We start from the raw sequence: 17,752 nt of genomic DNA on the forward strand, positions 1-17,752 counted from the left end.
ATATCGTTCATGAGAGAAGCTGTCATTGTTGCGGGAGCAAGAACACCAATTGGAAAGGCAAAGAGGGGTTCATTAAAAACAGTTCGTCCTGACGATCTAGGGGCGTTAGTAGTAAAGGAAACGTTAAAGCGTGCGAATTATGAAGGACCAATCGATGATTTAATTTTCGGTTGTGCGATGCCAGAAGCAGAGCAAGGTTTAAATATGGCTCGTAATATCGGCGGATTAGCAGGACTTTCTTACGATGTTCCAGCTATTACGATTAACCGTTACTGTTCTTCAGGTTTACAAAGTATCGCTTACGGAGCAGAGCGTATTATGCTTGGTCACTCTGAAGCTGTATTATCAGGCGGAGCAGAATCAATGAGTTTAGTTCCAATGATGGGACACGTTGTTCGTCCGAATAGTCGCCTTGTAGAAGCGGCTCCAGAATATTATATGGGTATGGGACATACAGCAGAGCAAGTTGCTGTGAAATATGGAATTTCTCGTGAAGAGCAAGATGCATTTGCAGTAAGAAGTCATCAACGTGCTGCGAAAGCATTAGCTGTAGGAAACTTTGCTGATGAAACAGTACCTGTAGATGTGACGTTACGCTCGGTTGGATCAAACAATAAACTGCAAGAAGAAACAATCACTTTCGCACAAGACGAAGGTGTAAGAGCAGAGACGACGCTAGACATTTTAGGGAAATTACGTCCAGCATTTAACGTTCGCGGTTCTGTAACAGCTGGTAACTCTTCACAAATGAGTGACGGTGCAGCATCTGTACTATTAATGGATCGCGAAAAAGCAGTGAGCGATGGCATGAAGCCACTTGCGAAATTCCGTTCATTTGCAGTAGCTGGCGTACCACCAGAAGTAATGGGAATCGGCCCAATCGCTGCAATTCCAAAAGCGCTAAAAATAGCTGGCTTAGAGCTATCTGATATTGGCTTATTTGAACTAAATGAAGCATTCGCTTCTCAATCAATTCAAGTTATTCGTGAACTTGGTTTAGATGAAGAAAAAGTAAACGTAAACGGTGGTGCAATCGCACTTGGACATCCACTTGGCTGTACAGGGGCAAAACTAACACTATCTCTTATTCACGAAATGAAACGCCGCAACGAACAATTCGGTATCGTAACAATGTGTATCGGCGGCGGAATGGGAGCAGCGGGAGTATTTGAATTACTATAAAAAAAGTGGAAGCGGCTCGTTCAGAATGTGAGGGGGATGGAGCTTCAGACGTAGAGGCGTTCTCTGCCTCGCAGGAAGAAGCGAAGCCACCGAACATTCTAGCCGCTGGAACTGGATTATAAAAAAGTGCAGGTGGCTCGTTTAGAACAGGAGGGCGTTGGAAGCCCTGACGAAGAGGCGCTTTTTGCCTCAAAGGAAGGGGGGAAACGACCGACTGTTTTAGCCACTGGAACTGGACTATAAAAAAAGTGGAAGCGGCTCGCTCAGAACGAGACGACGCTAAAGCAAAGAATGGAAGCAACAAAGGTTTATAAAAAAAGGGAGAGCCAGCTTCTTTCAAAAAGAGAGAAGCGGCTCATGAAAATATGAAGGAGGAAATTTTCATGGAAAAAACAGTAGGAAATGCGGTTAAAGGCGGTAGCTTTTTAGTAGATGAGATTACGATTGATCAAGTGTTTACGCCAGAAGATTTTTCATCTGAGCATAAAATGATTGCAAAAACGACAGAGGACTTTATCGTAAATGAAGTTCTTCCAGAGCTTGAATATTTAGAGCAACATGAATTTGATCGTTCAGTTCGTCTTTTAAAAGAAGCTGGGGAACTTGGTTTATTAGGCGCTGACGTACCAGAAGAGTACGGCGGAATTGGTCTTGATAAAGTAAGCTCAGCGTTAATCGCAGAGAAATTCTCTCGCGCTGGTGGCTTTGCAATTACTCACGGTGCTCACGTAGGTATCGGATCTTTACCAATCGTATTATTCGGTAACGAAGAGCAAAAGAAAAAGTATTTACCATTACTTGCAACTGGTGAAAAATTAGCTGCATACGCATTAACAGAGCCAGGTTCAGGATCTGACGCATTAGGTGCAAAAACAACTGCACGTTTAAATGCAGAAGGTACACATTACGTATTAAATGGTGAAAAACAGTGGATTACAAACTCTGCATTCGCTGACGTATTCGTTGTATATGCAAAAATCGATGGAGAGCACTTCTCAGCATTTATCGTAGAGAAAGACTACGCTGGCGTATCTACAAGCCCAGAAGAAAAGAAAATGGGTATTAAATGTTCTTCAACTCGTACGTTAATTTTAGAAGATGCGTTAGTACCGAAAGAAAACTTACTTGGTGAAATCGGTAAAGGTCATATTATCGCATTCAACATTTTAAATATCGGTCGTTATAAATTAGGTGTTGGTACAGTTGGATCTGCGAAACGTGCAGTAGAAATTTCAGCACAATATGCAAACCAACGTCAACAGTTCAAACAACCAATCGCTCGCTTCCCATTAATTCAAGAGAAACTTGCGAATATGGCAGCAAAAACATATGCAGCTGAAAGCTCTGTATATCGTACAGTAGGTTTATTCGAAAGCCGCATGAGCACATTATCTGAAGAAGAAGTAAAAGACGGTAAAGCAGTAGCAGCTTCTATCGCTGAATATGCAATCGAGTGCTCTTTAAACAAAGTATTCGGTTCTGAAGTATTAGACTATACAGTAGATGAAGGTGTTCAAATTCACGGTGGTTACGGATTTATGGCAGAGTACGAGATTGAAAGAATGTACCGTGATTCTCGTATTAACCGTATTTTCGAAGGAACGAACGAAATTAACCGCCTAATCGTACCAGGTACGTTCTTACGTAAAGCGATGAAAGGTGAATTACCACTTCTTCAAAAAGCACAAAAATTACAAGAAGAGTTAATGATGATGATGCCAGAAGAAGTAGGCGATGAGCCATTAGCACTTCAAAAGTATTTAGTAACTAATGCGAAGAAAATCGGCTTAATGGTAGCTGGATTAGCGGCTCAAAAATACGGTAAAGCATTAGATAAAGAGCAAGAAATTCTTGTGAATATCGCTGACATCGTAAGCAATCTATACGCAATGGAATCAGCTGTTCTTCGTACAGAAAAAGCGATCAAAACAACTGGTCTTGAAAAGAATAAACAAAAAGTGTTATACACTGAAGTATTCTGCCAAGAAGCATTTAACGAAATCGAAGCAGATGCGAAAGAAACACTTATCGCAGTTGAAAACGGCGACATGCTGCGCATGATGTTATCATCATTACGTAAATTAACTCGCCACACACCACTTAACATAATTCCGAAGAAACGTGAAATCGCTGCGAAAATTTTAGAAGATGAGCGTTACACAGTTTAATATCTTTAAAGAACAGTAGTCGTTTATACGGCTACTGTTCTTTTTTTTGAAAAAAAGAAATTTTTAGTGACATAAAACTAATACCATTAGTATAATAAAACTAATACCATTAGTATAATAAAACTAATGGTATTAGTTTTCGTGAAAAGGGAGATGGGACTATGAGGATGATACATGAAAAAACGGTATATCAATTGTCATTTTTGCCAAGAGCGTTTCCTGTAAATTGTTACTTTGTGGAGGAAGAAGCTGGTTTAACTTTAATTGATGCGGCTTTGCCATATAGCGCAAAAGGTATTTTACAGGCGGCTGAGAAAATAGGAAAACCAATTACTAAAATTGTATTAACACATGCGCATGATGATCACATCGGTGCATTAGATGCATTAAAGGAAGTACTTCCTCATGTTCCAGTCTATATTTCTAAGCGGGACGCAAAGCTGTTAGAAGGAGATACGACGTTACAAAAGGATGAACCGAATATACCGATAAAAGGCGGTGTACCTAAAAAATTAAAAACGGTACCTGATGTTTTATTGGAAGATGGCGACCGAGTTGGATCGCTTCTTGCGATTATGACACCGGGACATACGCCGGGCTCCATGTCGTTTCTTGATGTAAGAAATAAAGCTCTTATTGTTGGGGATGCATTCCAAACAAGAGGAGGTATGGCTGTTTCAGGACAAATGAAATTTTGGTTTCCGTTTCCGGCGATGGCAACGTGGAGCAAAGAAATATCATTACAAAGTGCAGAGAAGTTAAGAGAATATGAGCCTTCCTTGCTTGCGGCAGGACATGGAAAAATGATAAACGATCCAGGGGCTGTCATAGAGCTTGCTATTAAAGAAGCGAAGCGGAATATAGAAAGTAGGAAAGAGGGTTAATTTATGTCACCGAGAATCGGGCTTACACTACCGAAAATTGTAGAAACAGCAGCAGAAATCGCAGATGCAAATGGAATACAAGAAGTAACGTTAGCTTCATTAGCGCAAACGTTAGGGGTACGTTCGCCCTCACTATATAATCATGTAAAAGGGTTACAAGATGTACGGAAAAATCTTGGCATTTACGGAATCAAAAAGCTGCATAACAGACTGGAAGAAGCTGCCGAGGATAAACGGATGGATGAAGCAATTCATGCTTTAGGAGAAGCGTATGTAGCATTTGTCCGAAAACATCCTGGACTATATGAAGCAACTTTTTTACGAGATGAAGAAGTAAGAAAAGCAGGTGACGGAATTGTAAAGCTTTGTCTTCAGGTTTTACAACAGTATGGCTTAGAAGGAGAGAATGCACTTCATGCGACACGCGGATTCAGAAGTATTTGTCATGGATTTGCTTCGATTGAACAGCAAGGCGGATTTGGTTTGCCGTTAGATCTGGATATAAGTTTACATGTATTATTGGAAACGTTTATTAAAGGATTACGTGAATAAGAAGCGAGGCAAACAAAAACCTTAGAAGTGATTCTAAGGTTTTTTAGTGCATATGATTCGAAAAGAGCGGTAGGCTTTTTCTCATTACATGATATTATTTTGCAGGTTTGAAAAATGTGTATATGGCTACGGAAAGGCAAACGAAAATAAATGCAATAGGATCTTGATATGGATTAGGCTCAGAGCCCTTCTGGATTTCTGTAAGGAAGTCATGTGTTTTCATGTTTATTGCTCCTTTAACTAATAAGTTTTATATGATGAGAGGATTATGGTGGATAGGAAGTGTTTTTTGAAATTTCATATAATAATTATTGCATAGTAATCCTATTCCTAAAACTATAAAATATAAAGTTTTCATGATATGTAAAATTGCATATTATTCTTTTTGAAAAAATTGTTATATTATCTATATATTTGTATTAAAGAATTTTTGTTAAGGTAATGAAAACAAATGGAGGAATAGTATGAGAAAAACAGTATTAGACGCGTATAATGCAGAAAGAGAAGTAGATAACATAACATATAAAAATCTAGTTGTAACGATTGCAAGCATTCTAGGGTTCTCACTCTTAGGGGGATTATTCCTTGCTTTAGCCCTTGGAATTTTTGGAGAAGAGGTATTACGTGCTAATTTAGAGGGATATTATTTACTTCTATTTGATGCAGCTGTTGTTACTATTGTTTTATTTGCTTATAAACCAGTGCTTCATTTTATTAAGAACATATGGGATGTATCTGTTTTAAAAAATGGGAAAACCAACTTGTATTTATTAATAGGTTTTATCATCATTGCATTAACTCAGTATGTAATGTTAGAGTTGTTTAGCTTTGAAAGTGCAGGGCAGCAGCGAGATCAATTAGGGAGCTTAGGACTTCAAAATAGTCTACAAAGTATTATATATGTGTTAAGTGTTGCTATAATTACACCAATTAAAGAAGAAATTTTATATAGAGGTATTTTGTATCGATTTTTTGAAAAGAAATATAGTTTTCTAGTTGGTATCATTATTTCTTCCTTCCTTCATCTTTGGGATTCTTCATGGTGGTTTTCCGGTTACGGCAATGATTATGGGGATTGTATTTGCTATGTTATACAAAAAGACGCAATCTATTATACCTAGTATTATTTTACACATTATATGGAACTTACTTGTGAGTATAAGTATGATTGTATCTCTATAAAAATAAATACATAACCAGTATAAAAGATGAATGGCTTAGCTATTCATCTTTTATTTTTTTATATGTGGGAAAAGTTGATGAATACAATCCAAAAAGAACCAAATACTAATGATGAATGAACAAAGAAAGGCGGGTATGTTATATGCAAAACTTAACAGAGCTTGAAGTAGAAAACTTACGTCATTTAATTGGTGGACACGCAACAATTATTAACAAGTTGGAGCAGTATGCACAGACGTGTACAGATCCACAACTGAAACAAATGCTACAAAAAGATGCGCAAGATGCACGAAATACGAAACAGCAATTAATGACTTTCCTAGGATAGGAGGAAGCGGAAAATGAATGAAAAAGATATGGTAAATGATTATTTAGCAGGATTAAATGCAAGTTTAACAAGCTATGCAAATTATATTGCTCAGTCTGATAATGAACAGTTACATCAAACGTTAATTCAAATTCGTAATCAAGACGAGGCGCGCCAACGTAATATGTATGAGTATGCAAAGCAAAAGAGTTATTACAAACCGGCAGCACCTGCTAATCCAATGATTGTACAGCAATTAAAAAGTCAATTAAGTGCGGAATAACAGGAAAAAGAAGACGAGCGAATTTATTCGCTCGTTTTCTTTTTGTATATGTCAATAAATACATAATAAATATTTTTCCAGTTGTAACAAATATGACGAAAATGGAATATGACAATTCACAAAAAGGACAAAAACTTTGTTCAACATTTCACAAAGTATCCATGGTTTCTATCGTGGGAACCTCTATAATTAAGAATGTAAAGAACAAAAGAAATAGATTATATGATCAATTAGGAGAGATTGCTATGAAAAGACATACAAGAAAAATTGCAATTATCGGTACTGGATTAGTTGGATCAAGTTGTGCGTATTCCATTGTAAATCAAGGGATTTGCGAAGAGCTATTATTAATTGATATAAATCATGAACGTGCAGTTGGGGAAGCAATGGATTTATCACATTGCATTAACTTTACAAATACAAGAACAAAAGTATATGCAGGAAGCTATGAAGACTGCAAAGATATGGACATTGTCATTATTACAGCAGGGCCAGCACCAAAACCAGGGCAAAGTCGCTTAGATACTTTAGGAGCGAGTGCGAAGATTATGGAAAGTGTTGTTGGTGGTGTAATGGCAAGTGGATTTGATGGTATTTTCTTACTTGCATCGAACCCAGTTGATATTATTACATATCAAGTGTGGAAATTATCTGGATTACCTAGAAATCGCGTAATCGGTACTGGTACATCACTAGATTCTTCTCGCTTAAGAACAATTTTATCTGAAATGCTACATGTAGATCCTCGTAGTATTCATGGGTATTCATTAGGAGAACATGGTGATTCTCAAATGGTTGCTTGGTCTCATGTAACTGTTGGTGGAAAGCCAATTCTGCAAATTTTAGAAGAACAAAAAGAGCGATTTGGTGAAATAGATTTAGATGAAATTGTTGAGAAGACTGCAAAAGCTGGCTGGGAAATTTATAAACGTAAAGGAACTACTTATTACGGGATTGGAAATTCTCTAGCATATATTGCGAGTTCAATCTTTAATGATGATCACCGTGTCATTGCTGTATCAGCCATTTTAGATGGTGAGTACGGTGAATATGATATTTGTACAGGAGTACCAGCTATTATTACTAGAGACGGTATAAGAGAAGTTGTAGAACTCAATTTAACAGAGGATGAAGAATCTCGATTCGCAAAATCAAACGATATTTTACGTGATTATATGAAAACAATTGGTTACTAACTTATAGGAGAAGGTGAAACAAATGAAGGAATATATAATGTCTCGTGTATTTAAAGCATCTGCTGGAATCGCACAAGGTATTTTCGTATCCCTCGGAATTGGTTTACTGATCGAAAATATAGGAAGAATTGTTGATATACCATTACTTATTACAATCGGAGTTGTTGCAAAATCACTAATGGCACCGGCAATTGGTGCTGGAATTGCTTTTATGCTCGGTGCAAACGGTCTTGTAATCTTCTCGGCGATGGTAGCCGGAGCGATTGGTGCCGGATCCATTTCGATTACTGAAGCTGGTCTAATTATTAAAACAGGTGAGCCAATCGGTGCATTATTAACAGCAACTTTAGCTGTATATATTGGTAAACGTTTAAGCGGAAAAACTGCGTTAGATATGATGCTCGTTCCATTTGCGGCCATATTAGGTTCTGGTTTAGTAGGCATTTGGTTATCTCATAATATTACTCCTGTTTTAAATGCAGTTGGAGCGTTTATTAAAGATAGCTCAGCTGGTAGCCCATTCATCGCTTCTATCGTCATTGCAGTAGTTTGGGGACTATTACTTATCTCTCCAGCTTCATCAGCTGCGTTAGCAATTGCACTTAGCTTAGAAGGTGTTGCAGGTGGTGCTGCTCTTGCTGGATGCGTTGCTCAGTTTATCGGATTCTCTGTCATCTCAGCAAAAGAAAACAATTTAGGTGGCATATTAGCTCAAGCACTTTGTACTCCGAAAGTACAGTTACCAAATATCACTAAAAATCCAATGATTCTCGTCCCAACTGTCGTCGCCAGTGCTATAGTCGGTCCAGTATCAGCATTAATTTTCCAACTGGAAGCAGGAAAGGAAATTGCAGGTCTTGGATTAAGTTCTCTTATCGCACCAATTAATTTAATTTCCAGCCAAGGATGGGAAGTTCTCCCGGCGATGGTAATTACTTATATCGTCATTCCAGTAGCTGTTTCTTATATACTTTACATTGCTCTTAAAAAAGCAGGTCGTATTCATTCTGGTGATATGACTGTACCGCAATCTTAAATTGAAAATCTCCTTAATAATAGATAAAAGCAGACTGAGCCACAGTCTGCTTTTTTATGTTACATTTTATGATTTTGTTTTACTGGAACTTTTATTGGTTCTTTTGCTAATAAGAGCTGAACTCCGAAGTATAGTATGCTTGCAAGTGTCATTCCAGAAACGGCATCTAAAAAGGCATGCTGCTTCGTAAATAGCGTTGATAAAATAATAAGTGTACCGAAGAAAGTAAGGATGTAATATTCAAAAGCATGTTGTTCTCTACGCTTAAAGGCAGCTAACATAATTACAAATGTAGTAAGAACGTGAATGCTAGGGAAACAGTTTACCGGTTGATCGATACTATAAATATAGCGAACTAGTTCAGAAAATACATCTGTTCCAACGACAGTCGGACGCGGTACAGTTGTTTGCCAAAAATAATAAATAGAAAAACAAGCAAGCTTTCCAAAAATAACACTACTTAAAGTGACATAATATTGCTTTCGGTCAGCGAAGCAGTAATAAATAAGTGCGCCGTATAAGTATGGAAACCAAAGTAAATAAGGAATAATAAATGCTTTTACAAATGGAATCCAATCATCTACTACAGTTGTAACGTCTACTGCGTGAACAGTCGATTTATTTAATACGTCGTAAAGGGGACTTACGAGTACGAGTAGAAGTATATAACTTAACGGAAGAAAATATGAAAGTTTAAATTTCTTCATGTTGATCTCCTATGTTTAGTAATGTAAGTAAATTCAATTGATTATAATATAGAAACGTGAATTGGGCTATCGATTTTACTTACATTTTCTTGAATTAACCTTACGTTTTTGTCACTTGACTAAAAAGAAGGGGAGGGTGCTAAATGAAGCGTTTATCGTATTTCTTATTTTTTATATTGATATGCCTAGTCGGTGCTGGGTGTGCAAAGGATAAAGAAGGAGAGAAATTAGAATATAACGGAAGAGCACTCGTAATTGGAGTTGTTGGAGAAAAACCGAAAGATACGTTTAGGAATATAAAGTTTGAGGAAATGAAGTTAGGGGAACTGGAAAAGAAATCTAAGGAAGTAGATGGTTTTCTAATAATGAAAGATCACTTTCAAGAAGCCTCAACAGAGCAATATAAAAATGTATTTTCATCACTAAAGAAACCAGTGTTTTTTATCGGTTTACAAGATAAATCATATTCGATTTTTATTACAAAAGGGATAGAGTATAACAGTGCCCGAAAAGATGTAAATGCTATGTATACGCAAGGGTTTGCGAATATCGGAAGTGGTGAAGGACAACAATGGGCAGTTGGTTTATCGAATGGTGGAAATACAGAAGAAAGTATTCATAATATGTATATCGTCGTATTTCAAACAATTGCAGATTATTTAAATAGATAATGAAGGAGCCTACAAAAGAGGCTTCTTATTTTTTTAATCAAACGTTTGTTTAAGCTGTATGTTCGGTAGGAAGAAACCGATGTAACTCAAGGGTTAACAAAGAAAAATAGAGAATTAATCAAACGTTTGTTTAAGCTGTATGTTCGGTAGAAAGAAACTCCTGTAGTTCAAAGGTTAAGAAAGAAAATGGAGAATTAATCAAACGCTTGTTTAAGATATATGTTTGGTGCATAATCTAAAAAATTTATATATTTATTTTTTTCTTAACAAATGGCGGAAAAATAAGAAAAATTCGCAGGATTATTAAAAATTATCACGAAATAAGTAAAAGTTTAGCGAATAATGGTTTGAAATAATAAAACGTTTTCTATATGATAAAGGTAAAGGTTAGTAAAAAAGTAGGTGAATTTATGACAGTAACATTTTATTCATATCCAAAGTGTGGCACATGTCAAAAGGCAAAGAAATGGTTTGAGGCAAACGATGTAGCATATGAGATGATTCATATTGTTGAAAATCCACCATCAAAAGAAGATTTACGTAATTTACATGAAAAAAGTGAATTACCATTAAAAAAATTCTTTAATACAAGTGGAATGCGTTACCGTGAACTTGGTCTAAAAGATAAGTTGAAAGATGCAAGCGAAGACGAAATGTATGAGCTTTTAGCATCTGATGGCATGTTGATTAAACGTCCAATTGTAACAGATGGAACGAATGTAACACTTGGTTTTAACGAAGAGCAGTTTGAAAGTGTGTGGAAAAAGTACCAATAAGGTATTTTTACATAATTAATACATTCACTGGAGGTACAGTCATGAGCATTCCAAATAATTTACGTTACTCTGAAGAACACGAATGGGTAAAAACTGAAGGTAATGAAGTTGTTATCGGTATCACTCACTTTGCACAAGGTGAGCTAGGCGATATCGTATTCGTTGAACTTCCTGAAGTAGGTGCAACAATCGAAGCTAACGAGCCATTCGGAAGCGTAGAATCTGTTAAAACAGTTTCTGAGTTATACGCACCTGTAAGCGGTAAAGTTGTAGCAGTAAACGAAGAATTAAGTGACCAACCAGAACTTGTTAACGAATCTCCATACGAGGGTGCATGGATGGTTAAAGTTGAACTTTCTGATGCAAGCCAAGTTGAGAAGTTATTAACTGCAGAAAAATATGCAGAAATGACAAACCAAGACTAATTATAGTCGACTAAAGGACAGCCTTTGTGCTGTCCTTTTTTATTTTTTGTGAAATAATGAAATTCAAGTTATATGTAAATAAATAAGCTATTATGAGAAAAACTGTTTTTTGGTAAGGTTTCATAAGTCTTCACAATCTAAACGAGCCGCTTGCGCTTTTCTTTTGCAAAAATAAACAGGAAACAACATGAAAATAACGAATATACTATATACTAAGTTCAAGGTTGTATAGTATATGGTGATCGGGTGATGACATATGATTTATGTAGAAAAAGTCATTATTGTAGAAGGTACATCAGATAGAAGAAAGATTGAATCTATTATTCGTGAACCGGTGGAAATTGTTTGTACAAATGGTACAATTGGTTTGTCGAAAATGGATGAGCTCGTTGATCAGTTTTTTGATAAGGAAGTGTATGTGCTAGTGGATGCTGATGATGCTGGAGAAAAGTTAAGGAAACAATTTCGAAAAGAATTCCCGCAAGCCGAGCATATCTATATTGATCGCTCGTACCGAGAAGTGGCAACTGCGCCATCTACACACTTAGCAAATGTATTATGGGGAGCCGACATTGACGTTTATACAGAATATTTACGGTAAGGAATGATAGAAGTGATTGATTGGACAGGAGCCGAAGCTACAGCCCTAATAGAGAACGAAGAAAAAACAGTATTATATGTATATACTCCAATGTGTGGAACATGCCAATTAGCAAAAAAGATGTTAACAGTCGTTGAGATGACAATTGAAGGCCTCAAAATTGGGATGTTAGATTTAAATTATGCTCCGCATTTAGCGAAAGAGTATGGGATTGAAAGTGTACCTTGTTTACTTGTTTTTGAAAATGGGACACTGATGAAGAAGATATACGCATTTCATTCGGTTGAATATTTATATACGGAATTAAAGTAGGCGGCAAAATTTTTGCCGCCTCGACATATTTCTTGGGAAATATGTCGAGATGCAGGGTGGATACAGTATTTGTCGAGCGAAAATAACAGGATTGCTCTTTAGTGAGAGGGAATGGTATGTAATAGAAAGTGATATGAAGGATGTGATTTAGGGTGAGATTATATTCTTTGCTTCAATCATTTGTAAATTACGCTAATGCTCAATATCATTTAGAACCGCTTTTAAGACAAGAAGAAAAAACTGTTAATTTTCGTTTTGGAGATGAAAGTTGTTCGTTACAAATTTCAAGAGATTATATAGAGCTGGTACATGAAGAAAGAGGAACGGAACAAATCATTTGCTTAGATGAAAAGGATATAGAACAATTGGTGAATGGAAATGTACGATTGCAAATGCTAATGAATGATGGACGTGTACAATATTCGGGAACGTACCGAACGATGTTATTAGTGGAATCGATGTTTCATATATGTAAACCGATGTCAGTAGGTGCTTAAAATTCTGAAGTTTCATTTTTTGCGAAAATTTCTGTTGACATGGTGAGTGTATATTGATACAATTCAAGTCATAAAATATAGACAATTTCATAAATTTCAAATCAGACGAAAATTGAATCTGATTTCTCTTATCAAGAGAGGTGGAGGGACTGTGCCCTGTGAAGCCCGGCAACCGTCAACTTATGTTGAAATGGTGCCAATTCCTGCAAAGCAAATGCTTTGAGAGATGAGAGAGAGGGATAATGTTGTTATATACGCATAAAAACCTTTCTGCTTCTCTAAAGCAGAAAGGTTTTTTTATTGTTTGAATGTGGAGGACATTCAAATAATAAAAGTAATGATAACAGTGGACTACACGCATTAAAAATAAAAAATTGCGGAGTCGACCTAAAATCTTTATGAAATCTAGCTCCAGCGGCTAGAACAGTCGGTCGTTTCATCCCTTCCTATGAGGCAAAAAGCGCCTCTACGTCAGGGATTCAAACGCCCTCTTGTTCTAAACGAGCCGCTTGCGCTTTTTATTTAAAAAAGGGGTGATACACCATGATTCTATTAGAGAATGTAAAGAAAATATATAAAGCAAAAAGCGGTGATGTCACTGCTGTAGATAATGCCAATTTAAAAATAGATAAAGGTGAAATATTTGGTGTTATCGGATATAGTGGCGCTGGAAAAAGTTCTTTAATTAGATTGTTCAATCAGTTGGAGAAACCAACTTCTGGCCAAATTACAATTGCAAATCGTGTCATTTCAGCAATTACAGGAAGTGAACTTCGTAAGGCAAGGCAAGAAATCGGAATGATTTTTCAGCACTTCAACTTACTTTGGTCACGAACTGTACGTGAAAATATAGAGTTTCCACTTGAAATTGCAGGTGTTGATAAAGCGAAGAGAAGAAAACGTGTTGATGAATTAATTCATCTTGTTGGATTAGAAGGAAGAGGAGACGCGTACCCATCTCAGCTGAGCGGGGGACAAAAGCAACGCGTTGGGATTGCAAGAGCATTAGCTAACAATCCACAAGTGCTTTTATGTGACGAAGCAACGTCAGCTCTTGATCCGGAAACGACAGATCAAATTTTGGATTTACTATTAGACATTAATAAGCGCCTTGGTTTAACAATTGTACTCATTACACATGAGATGCACGTAATTCGAAAGATTTGTAATCGTGTTGCGGTAATGGAGAAAGGAAAGATTGTAGAAACAGGTCCAGTACTTGATGTATTCCGTAATCCGAAGCAAGATATTACGAAACGATTTGTACAGCAGTTAACGGATTCTGAAGATACAAATGAAACGATTGAAAGTTTAATTGAAAAATATCCAGATGGAAAAGTAATTCGTTTGCAGTTTATCGGTGAGGCTGTAGAAAGACCAGTGCTTCAACGATTGATGCAACGCAGTGATATAGAAGTTAGCATTTTGCAAGGAAATATCGCACAAACGAATAACGGTTCTTACGGTAGTTTAGTTGTTCATTTAAATGGTGAGGAAACAGCGATCCAGCAAGCAATAGAAGGAATTCATCAAGATCAAGTAGAGCTGGAGGTGATTGCACATGGATAAGTTACTCACAAATGTTGATTGGAATCAAATGTTAGAAGCAACTGGTGAAACGTTATATATGACGGCAATCGCAGCTCTTGCGACATTTGTTTTAGGACTCATTTTAGGATTGTTACTCTTCATGACAGCAAAAGATAATTTATGGGAAAACAAATCAATTAATACGGTGATTGGAGCATTCGTAAATATATTCCGTTCTATACCATTCATCATTTTAATTATTTTATTAATCCCATTCACAAAGATTCTTCTTGGAACAATTCTTGGAGCAAGTGCAGCTTTGCCGGCTTTAATTATTGGAGCAGCACCATTCTACGCGAGAATGGTTGAAATCGCACTTCGCGAAATTGATAAAGGTGTAATTGAAGCTTCAAAAGCAATGGGAGCAAAAACAAGCACAATTATTTTGAAAGTGTTAATTCCAGAATCGTTACCAGCATTAGTATCTGGTATTACGGTTACGACAATTGCTTTAGTAGGCTATACAGCAATGGCAGGAGTTGTTGGTGCTGGTGGCCTTGGAACACTTGCTTACTTAGAAGGATTCCAAAGAGGGAATAACGATGTAACAATCGTTGCGACAATTTGTGTATTACTAGTTGTATTTTTAATTCAGTGGATTGGTGATAGTTTAACGACTCGAATAGATAAACGATAATGAAAAACGGGAGGATGTTTCAAATGAAAAAATTGTTACTTACGGCACTTATTTCAACTTCAATTTTTGGATTAGCTGCTTGTGGCGGGAAAGATAAAGATGAAAAGAAACTTGTTGTGGGTGCTTCTAACATACCGCACGCTGTTATTTTAGAAAAGGCAAAACCGTTACTTGAGAAAAAAGGAATTGAGTTAGAAATTAAAAAATTCCAAGACTACGTATTACCAAATAAATCGTTAGCGGATAAGGATTTAGATGCAAACTACTTCCAGCACATTCCGTATTTAGAAAAAGAAATTAAAGATAAAAAATATGACTTTGAAGTAGCAGGAAAAATTCATTTAGAACCAATTGGTGTGTACTCTCAAAAGTATAAGAGCTTAAAAGAGCTTCCGGACGGAGCGACAATTATTATGAGTAATTCAGTTGCTGACCATGGACGTGGTTTAGCAATTTTACAAAAAGAAGGTATTTTAAAAATTAAAGACGGAATAGATCCAGTTAAAGCAACTCCAAAAGATATTGCAGATAATCCGAAAAATCTAAAATTCAAAACGGATATCGAGCCTGGTTTATTGCCACAAGTGTATAACAATAAAGAAGGCGACGCTGTTTTAATTAACTCTAACTATGCAATTGATGCAAAGTTAAATCCGGAAAAAGATGCAATTGCAATTGAAGGAAATGATTCACCATACGCAAACATAGTAGCTGTTCGTAAAGGCGATAAAGATAAGAAAGAGATTAAAGCTCTTGTAGAAGTATTGCATTCTAAAGAAATTGAAGACTTCATTAATAAAGAATATAAAGGGGCAGTTGTTCCTGTAAAAGAATAATTGCTGAAAAGGGCTGGTGTATGCCGGCTCTTTTTATAACTACATAACCATTGGGGAGAAGGGGAAATCGTATGAAAAAGGTTCTACTGTCAGTTGTTACAGCGTTGTCTGTATTTACATTAGCTGCTTGCGGGAGCAAAGAGGAGAATAAGCTTGTTGTGGGAGCTTCTAACGTGCCACACGCTGTTATTTTGGAAAAGGCACAGCCGATATTAGAGAAAAAAGGCATTAAGTTAGAGATTAAAAAGTTCCAGGATTATGTACTGCCAAATAAAGCGTTAGCGGATAAAGAAATTGATGCGAACTACTTTCAGCATATTCCTTACTTAGATAAAGAAATTCAAGAAAAGGGATATAAAATTGTAAACGCAGGAAAAATCCATTTAGAGCCAATGGGTATTTATTCTAAGAAATATAAAAGCTTAAAAGACTTACCAGATGGCGGGACAGTGATTATGAGTAATAACGTAGCGGAGCGTGGCCGCATGCTAGCACTGTTACAAAAAGGCGGCGTTATTAAATTAAAAGACGGAGTAGATGTTGTTAAAGCAACAGTAAAAGATGTTGTAGAAAACCCAAAAAACTTAAAATTTAAAACAGATGTTGAACCTGGACTTTCACCGAAATTGTATGAAAATAATGAGGGAGATGCTTTATTTATTAATTCAAACTATGCAATTGATGCAAAATTAAATCCAACAAAGGATGCAATTGCGATTGAAGGATCAGACTCTCCGTATGCAAACATCATTGCAGTTCGTAAAGGTGATGAGAAGAAAAAAGAAATTAAAGAGCTAGTAGAAGTGCTACATTCAAAAGAAATTCAAGATTTTATTAATAAAGAATATAAAGGTGCTGTACTTCCGGTAAGTGAATAAATATAAGGAAAGGGCTGGAAAATTACCAGTCCTTTTTTCTTTATATAAATAAGAAGAAAGGTGTATCATAGAAAGATGTGAAGGAAATACTTATATACATTTGTGAAAAAAACGGTTACTTTTTTTCGTCGTTTGCGATATCATTTTATTTGATATAAAATTAGAATGAGAATAAAATGAGAATATGAACGTTTTAGGAATTTTTAAAATGTATATATAGGATTAATGGAGGTATTGAGATGGCTGGTTCTACATTAACGGTTAAAGACTTACACGTATCAATTGATGGCAAAGAAATTTTAAAGGGTGTAAACCTTGAAGTAAAAGGTGGAGAAATCCACGCAATTATGGGACCTAACGGAACAGGTAAATCAACTTTATCTTCTGCAATTATGGGTCACCCAAAGTATGAAGTAACAGAAGGTAGCATCATCATCGACGGTGAAGATGTATTAGAAATGGAAGTAGACGAGCGCGCACAAGCGGGTCTATTCCTAGCAATGCAATATCCAAGTGAAATTAGCGGAGTAACAAACGCTGACTTCTTACGTTCTGCAATTAACGCACGTCGTGAAGAAGGCGATGAAATTTCTCTTATGAAATTTATCCGTACATTAGATAAAAACATGGAATTCCTAGAAATGGATCCAGAAATGGCACAACGTTACTTAAACGAAGGTTTCTCTGGTGGAGAGAAAAAACGTAACGAAATTCTTCAATTAATGATGATTGAGCCAAAAATCGCAATCTTAGATGAAATCGACTCAGGTCTTGATATCGATGCATTAAAAGTTGTATCTAAAGGTATTAACGAAATGCGCGGCGAAGAGTTCGGTTGCCTAATGATTACGCATTACCAACGTTTATTAAACTACATCACTCCAGACTTCGTTCACGTTATGATGAACGGTCGTATCGTTAAATCTGGTGGCCCTGAGCTTGCACAACGTCTAGAAGCTGAAGGTTACGACTGGATTAAAAAAGAATTAGGTATTGAAGACGAAACAACAGAGCAAGAAGCGTAAGAGAGGA

At 36.5% G+C, this 17,752-nt stretch carries 21 protein-coding genes, 1 pseudogene and 1 riboswitch; of the genes and pseudogenes, 20 read left to right on the plus strand and 2 right to left on the minus strand.

All coding sequences use genetic code 11. From position 1 onward, the window contains the following. The first annotated feature begins 9 nt into the window (after positions 1-9). The 4 genes from ACUN13_RS20430 (at position 10) to ACUN13_RS20445 (ending at position 4,786) form a co-directional block, all read left to right on the plus strand. Positions 10-1,182 (plus strand): acetyl-CoA C-acetyltransferase, encoded by a 1,173-nt coding sequence (locus ACUN13_RS20430; RefSeq protein ID WP_257115746.1) that lies wholly within the window; start codon positions 10-12, stop codon positions 1,180-1,182. 383 nt (positions 1,183-1,565) lie between these two features. Then, positions 1,566-3,350 carry an acyl-CoA dehydrogenase family protein gene (locus ACUN13_RS20435; RefSeq protein WP_257115745.1) on the plus strand — a complete coding sequence of 595 codons (1,785 nt, stop codon included), beginning with the start codon at positions 1,566-1,568 and terminating at the stop codon, positions 3,348-3,350. Positions 3,351-3,511: 161 nt separating this feature from the next. Beyond that, entirely contained in the window at positions 3,512-4,234 is a 723-nt protein-coding gene (locus ACUN13_RS20440) for an MBL fold metallo-hydrolase (protein ID WP_089607702.1), read from the plus strand. Between the two features lie 3 nt (positions 4,235-4,237). After that, positions 4,238-4,786, plus strand: a complete 549-nt coding sequence (locus tag ACUN13_RS20445) for a TetR/AcrR family transcriptional regulator (protein ID WP_088346141.1) — start codon at positions 4,238-4,240, stop codon at positions 4,784-4,786. Positions 4,787-4,880: 94 nt separating this feature from the next. Here the strand turns inward: ACUN13_RS20445 and ACUN13_RS20450 are convergent, their stop codons facing one another. Then, positions 4,881-5,009 (minus strand): hypothetical protein, encoded by a 129-nt coding sequence (locus ACUN13_RS20450; RefSeq protein ID WP_000848029.1) that lies wholly within the window; start codon positions 5,007-5,009, stop codon positions 4,881-4,883. Between the two features lie 241 nt (positions 5,010-5,250). On the opposite strand from ACUN13_RS20450, the pseudogene ACUN13_RS20455 reads away from it, so the two are divergent. From ACUN13_RS20455 to ACUN13_RS20475, 5 genes and pseudogenes are all read left to right on the plus strand, one after another. Beyond that, positions 5,251-5,968, plus strand: a pseudogene (locus tag ACUN13_RS20455) (lysostaphin resistance A-like protein). Between the two features lie 142 nt (positions 5,969-6,110). Beyond that, on the plus strand, positions 6,111-6,296 hold the full coding sequence (locus ACUN13_RS20460) for a hypothetical protein (RefSeq protein ID WP_001180555.1): 186 nt from the start codon (positions 6,111-6,113) through the stop codon (positions 6,294-6,296). Positions 6,297-6,309: 13 nt separating this feature from the next. Next, positions 6,310-6,558, plus strand: a complete 249-nt coding sequence (locus tag ACUN13_RS20465) for a spore coat protein (RefSeq protein ID WP_001002981.1) — start codon at positions 6,310-6,312, stop codon at positions 6,556-6,558. Between the two features lie 245 nt (positions 6,559-6,803). Beyond that, positions 6,804-7,754, plus strand: a complete 951-nt coding sequence (locus ACUN13_RS20470) for an L-lactate dehydrogenase (RefSeq protein WP_000820649.1) — start codon at positions 6,804-6,806, stop codon at positions 7,752-7,754. Positions 7,755-7,776: 22 nt separating this feature from the next. Continuing rightward, positions 7,777-8,790, plus strand: coding sequence for a PTS transporter subunit IIC (locus ACUN13_RS20475; RefSeq protein WP_088346145.1), 1,014 nt, complete (start codon positions 7,777-7,779; stop codon positions 8,788-8,790). 59 nt (positions 8,791-8,849) lie between these two features. Here ACUN13_RS20475 and ACUN13_RS20480 read toward each other — a convergent pair whose 3' ends face one another. Then, positions 8,850-9,497, minus strand: coding sequence for a phosphatase PAP2 family protein (locus ACUN13_RS20480; RefSeq protein WP_445423932.1), 648 nt, complete (start codon positions 9,495-9,497; stop codon positions 8,850-8,852). A 143-nt stretch (positions 9,498-9,640) separates the two neighbouring features. On the opposite strand from ACUN13_RS20480, the gene ACUN13_RS20485 reads away from it, so the two are divergent. From ACUN13_RS20485 to sufC, 11 genes are all read left to right on the plus strand, one after another. After that, positions 9,641-10,168 (plus strand): hypothetical protein, encoded by a 528-nt coding sequence (locus ACUN13_RS20485; protein ID WP_257115744.1) that lies wholly within the window; start codon positions 9,641-9,643, stop codon positions 10,166-10,168. A gap of 410 nt (positions 10,169-10,578) precedes the next feature. Beyond that, positions 10,579-10,944 carry an arsenate reductase family protein gene (locus ACUN13_RS20490; RefSeq protein WP_000218968.1) on the plus strand — a complete coding sequence of 122 codons (366 nt, stop codon included), beginning with the start codon at positions 10,579-10,581 and terminating at the stop codon, positions 10,942-10,944. A gap of 41 nt (positions 10,945-10,985) precedes the next feature. Then, complete coding sequence (gcvH, locus tag ACUN13_RS20495; RefSeq protein ID WP_000026897.1) at positions 10,986-11,369, plus strand: glycine cleavage system protein GcvH; 384 nt, start codon at positions 10,986-10,988, stop codon at positions 11,367-11,369. Positions 11,370-11,625: 256 nt separating this feature from the next. Further along, the gene (locus ACUN13_RS20500; RefSeq protein WP_000640870.1) at positions 11,626-11,970 is read left to right on the plus strand and encodes a toprim domain-containing protein; all 345 of its coding nucleotides are present in this window, start codon (positions 11,626-11,628) and stop codon (positions 11,968-11,970) included. Positions 11,971-11,973: 3 nt separating this feature from the next. After that, positions 11,974-12,282: a thioredoxin family protein gene (locus tag ACUN13_RS20505; RefSeq protein WP_002025020.1), complete on the plus strand. Its 309-nt coding sequence runs from the start codon at positions 11,974-11,976 to the stop codon at positions 12,280-12,282. Between the two features lie 152 nt (positions 12,283-12,434). Continuing rightward, complete coding sequence (locus ACUN13_RS20510; RefSeq protein WP_001242136.1) at positions 12,435-12,779, plus strand: hypothetical protein; 345 nt, start codon at positions 12,435-12,437, stop codon at positions 12,777-12,779. 125 nt (positions 12,780-12,904) lie between these two features. After that, positions 12,905-13,012: riboswitch (SAM riboswitch) on the plus strand. Between the two features lie 310 nt (positions 13,013-13,322). Beyond that, positions 13,323-14,348, plus strand: coding sequence for a methionine ABC transporter ATP-binding protein (locus ACUN13_RS20515; protein WP_000601754.1), 1,026 nt, complete (start codon positions 13,323-13,325; stop codon positions 14,346-14,348). Further along, the gene (locus ACUN13_RS20520) at positions 14,341-15,006 is read left to right on the plus strand and encodes a methionine ABC transporter permease (protein WP_000359557.1); all 666 of its coding nucleotides are present in this window, start codon (positions 14,341-14,343) and stop codon (positions 15,004-15,006) included. The genes ACUN13_RS20515 and ACUN13_RS20520 overlap by 8 nt, the downstream gene beginning before the upstream one ends. A 23-nt stretch (positions 15,007-15,029) precedes the next feature. Beyond that, complete coding sequence (gene metQ / locus ACUN13_RS20525) at positions 15,030-15,842, plus strand: methionine ABC transporter substrate-binding lipoprotein MetQ (RefSeq protein ID WP_025686797.1); 813 nt, start codon at positions 15,030-15,032, stop codon at positions 15,840-15,842. Between the two features lie 71 nt (positions 15,843-15,913). Then, a complete protein-coding gene (metQ, locus tag ACUN13_RS20530; RefSeq protein WP_006918828.1) occupies positions 15,914-16,720 on the plus strand; it encodes a methionine ABC transporter substrate-binding lipoprotein MetQ in 807 nt (268 codons plus the stop codon). A 239-nt stretch (positions 16,721-16,959) separates the two neighbouring features. Further along, positions 16,960-17,745, plus strand: coding sequence for a Fe-S cluster assembly ATPase SufC (gene sufC, locus ACUN13_RS20535; RefSeq protein WP_000929160.1), 786 nt, complete (start codon positions 16,960-16,962; stop codon positions 17,743-17,745). Positions 17,746-17,752: the final 7 nt, after the last annotated feature.

This window comes from Bacillus cereus group sp. Bce041 (assembly GCF_052646455.1).

Excerpts from the sequence above, each read along its gene's own strand:
- ACUN13_RS20520 (WP_000359557.1), top strand. The coding sequence starts at position 14,341 with ATGGATAAGTTACTCACAAATGTTGATTGGAATCAAATGTTAGAAGCA.
- ACUN13_RS20480 (WP_445423932.1), bottom strand. The coding sequence starts at position 9,497 with ATGAAGAAATTTAAACTTTCATATTTTCTTCCGTTAAGTTATATACTT.
- ACUN13_RS20445 (WP_088346141.1), top strand. The coding sequence starts at position 4,238 with ATGTCACCGAGAATCGGGCTTACACTACCGAAAATTGTAGAAACAGCA.
- ACUN13_RS20515 (WP_000601754.1), top strand. The coding sequence starts at position 13,323 with ATGATTCTATTAGAGAATGTAAAGAAAATATATAAAGCAAAAAGCGGT.
- ACUN13_RS20475 (WP_088346145.1), top strand. The coding sequence starts at position 7,777 with ATGAAGGAATATATAATGTCTCGTGTATTTAAAGCATCTGCTGGAATC.
- ACUN13_RS20470 (WP_000820649.1), top strand. The coding sequence starts at position 6,804 with ATGAAAAGACATACAAGAAAAATTGCAATTATCGGTACTGGATTAGTT.
- ACUN13_RS20505 (WP_002025020.1), top strand. The coding sequence starts at position 11,974 with ATGATAGAAGTGATTGATTGGACAGGAGCCGAAGCTACAGCCCTAATA.
- ACUN13_RS20460 (WP_001180555.1), top strand. The coding sequence starts at position 6,111 with ATGCAAAACTTAACAGAGCTTGAAGTAGAAAACTTACGTCATTTAATT.
- ACUN13_RS20500 (WP_000640870.1), top strand. The coding sequence starts at position 11,626 with ATGATTTATGTAGAAAAAGTCATTATTGTAGAAGGTACATCAGATAGA.
- ACUN13_RS20465 (WP_001002981.1), top strand. The coding sequence starts at position 6,310 with ATGAATGAAAAAGATATGGTAAATGATTATTTAGCAGGATTAAATGCA.
- metQ (WP_006918828.1), top strand. The coding sequence starts at position 15,914 with ATGAAAAAGGTTCTACTGTCAGTTGTTACAGCGTTGTCTGTATTTACA.
- ACUN13_RS20435 (WP_257115745.1), top strand. The coding sequence starts at position 1,566 with ATGGAAAAAACAGTAGGAAATGCGGTTAAAGGCGGTAGCTTTTTAGTA.
- sufC (WP_000929160.1), top strand. The coding sequence starts at position 16,960 with ATGGCTGGTTCTACATTAACGGTTAAAGACTTACACGTATCAATTGAT.
- gcvH (WP_000026897.1), top strand. The coding sequence starts at position 10,986 with ATGAGCATTCCAAATAATTTACGTTACTCTGAAGAACACGAATGGGTA.
- ACUN13_RS20450 (WP_000848029.1), bottom strand. The coding sequence starts at position 5,009 with ATGAAAACACATGACTTCCTTACAGAAATCCAGAAGGGCTCTGAGCCT.
- ACUN13_RS20440 (WP_089607702.1), top strand. The coding sequence starts at position 3,512 with ATGAGGATGATACATGAAAAAACGGTATATCAATTGTCATTTTTGCCA.
- metQ (WP_025686797.1), top strand. The coding sequence starts at position 15,030 with ATGAAAAAATTGTTACTTACGGCACTTATTTCAACTTCAATTTTTGGA.
- ACUN13_RS20490 (WP_000218968.1), top strand. The coding sequence starts at position 10,579 with ATGACAGTAACATTTTATTCATATCCAAAGTGTGGCACATGTCAAAAG.
- ACUN13_RS20430 (WP_257115746.1), top strand. The coding sequence starts at position 10 with ATGAGAGAAGCTGTCATTGTTGCGGGAGCAAGAACACCAATTGGAAAG.
- ACUN13_RS20485 (WP_257115744.1), top strand. The coding sequence starts at position 9,641 with ATGAAGCGTTTATCGTATTTCTTATTTTTTATATTGATATGCCTAGTC.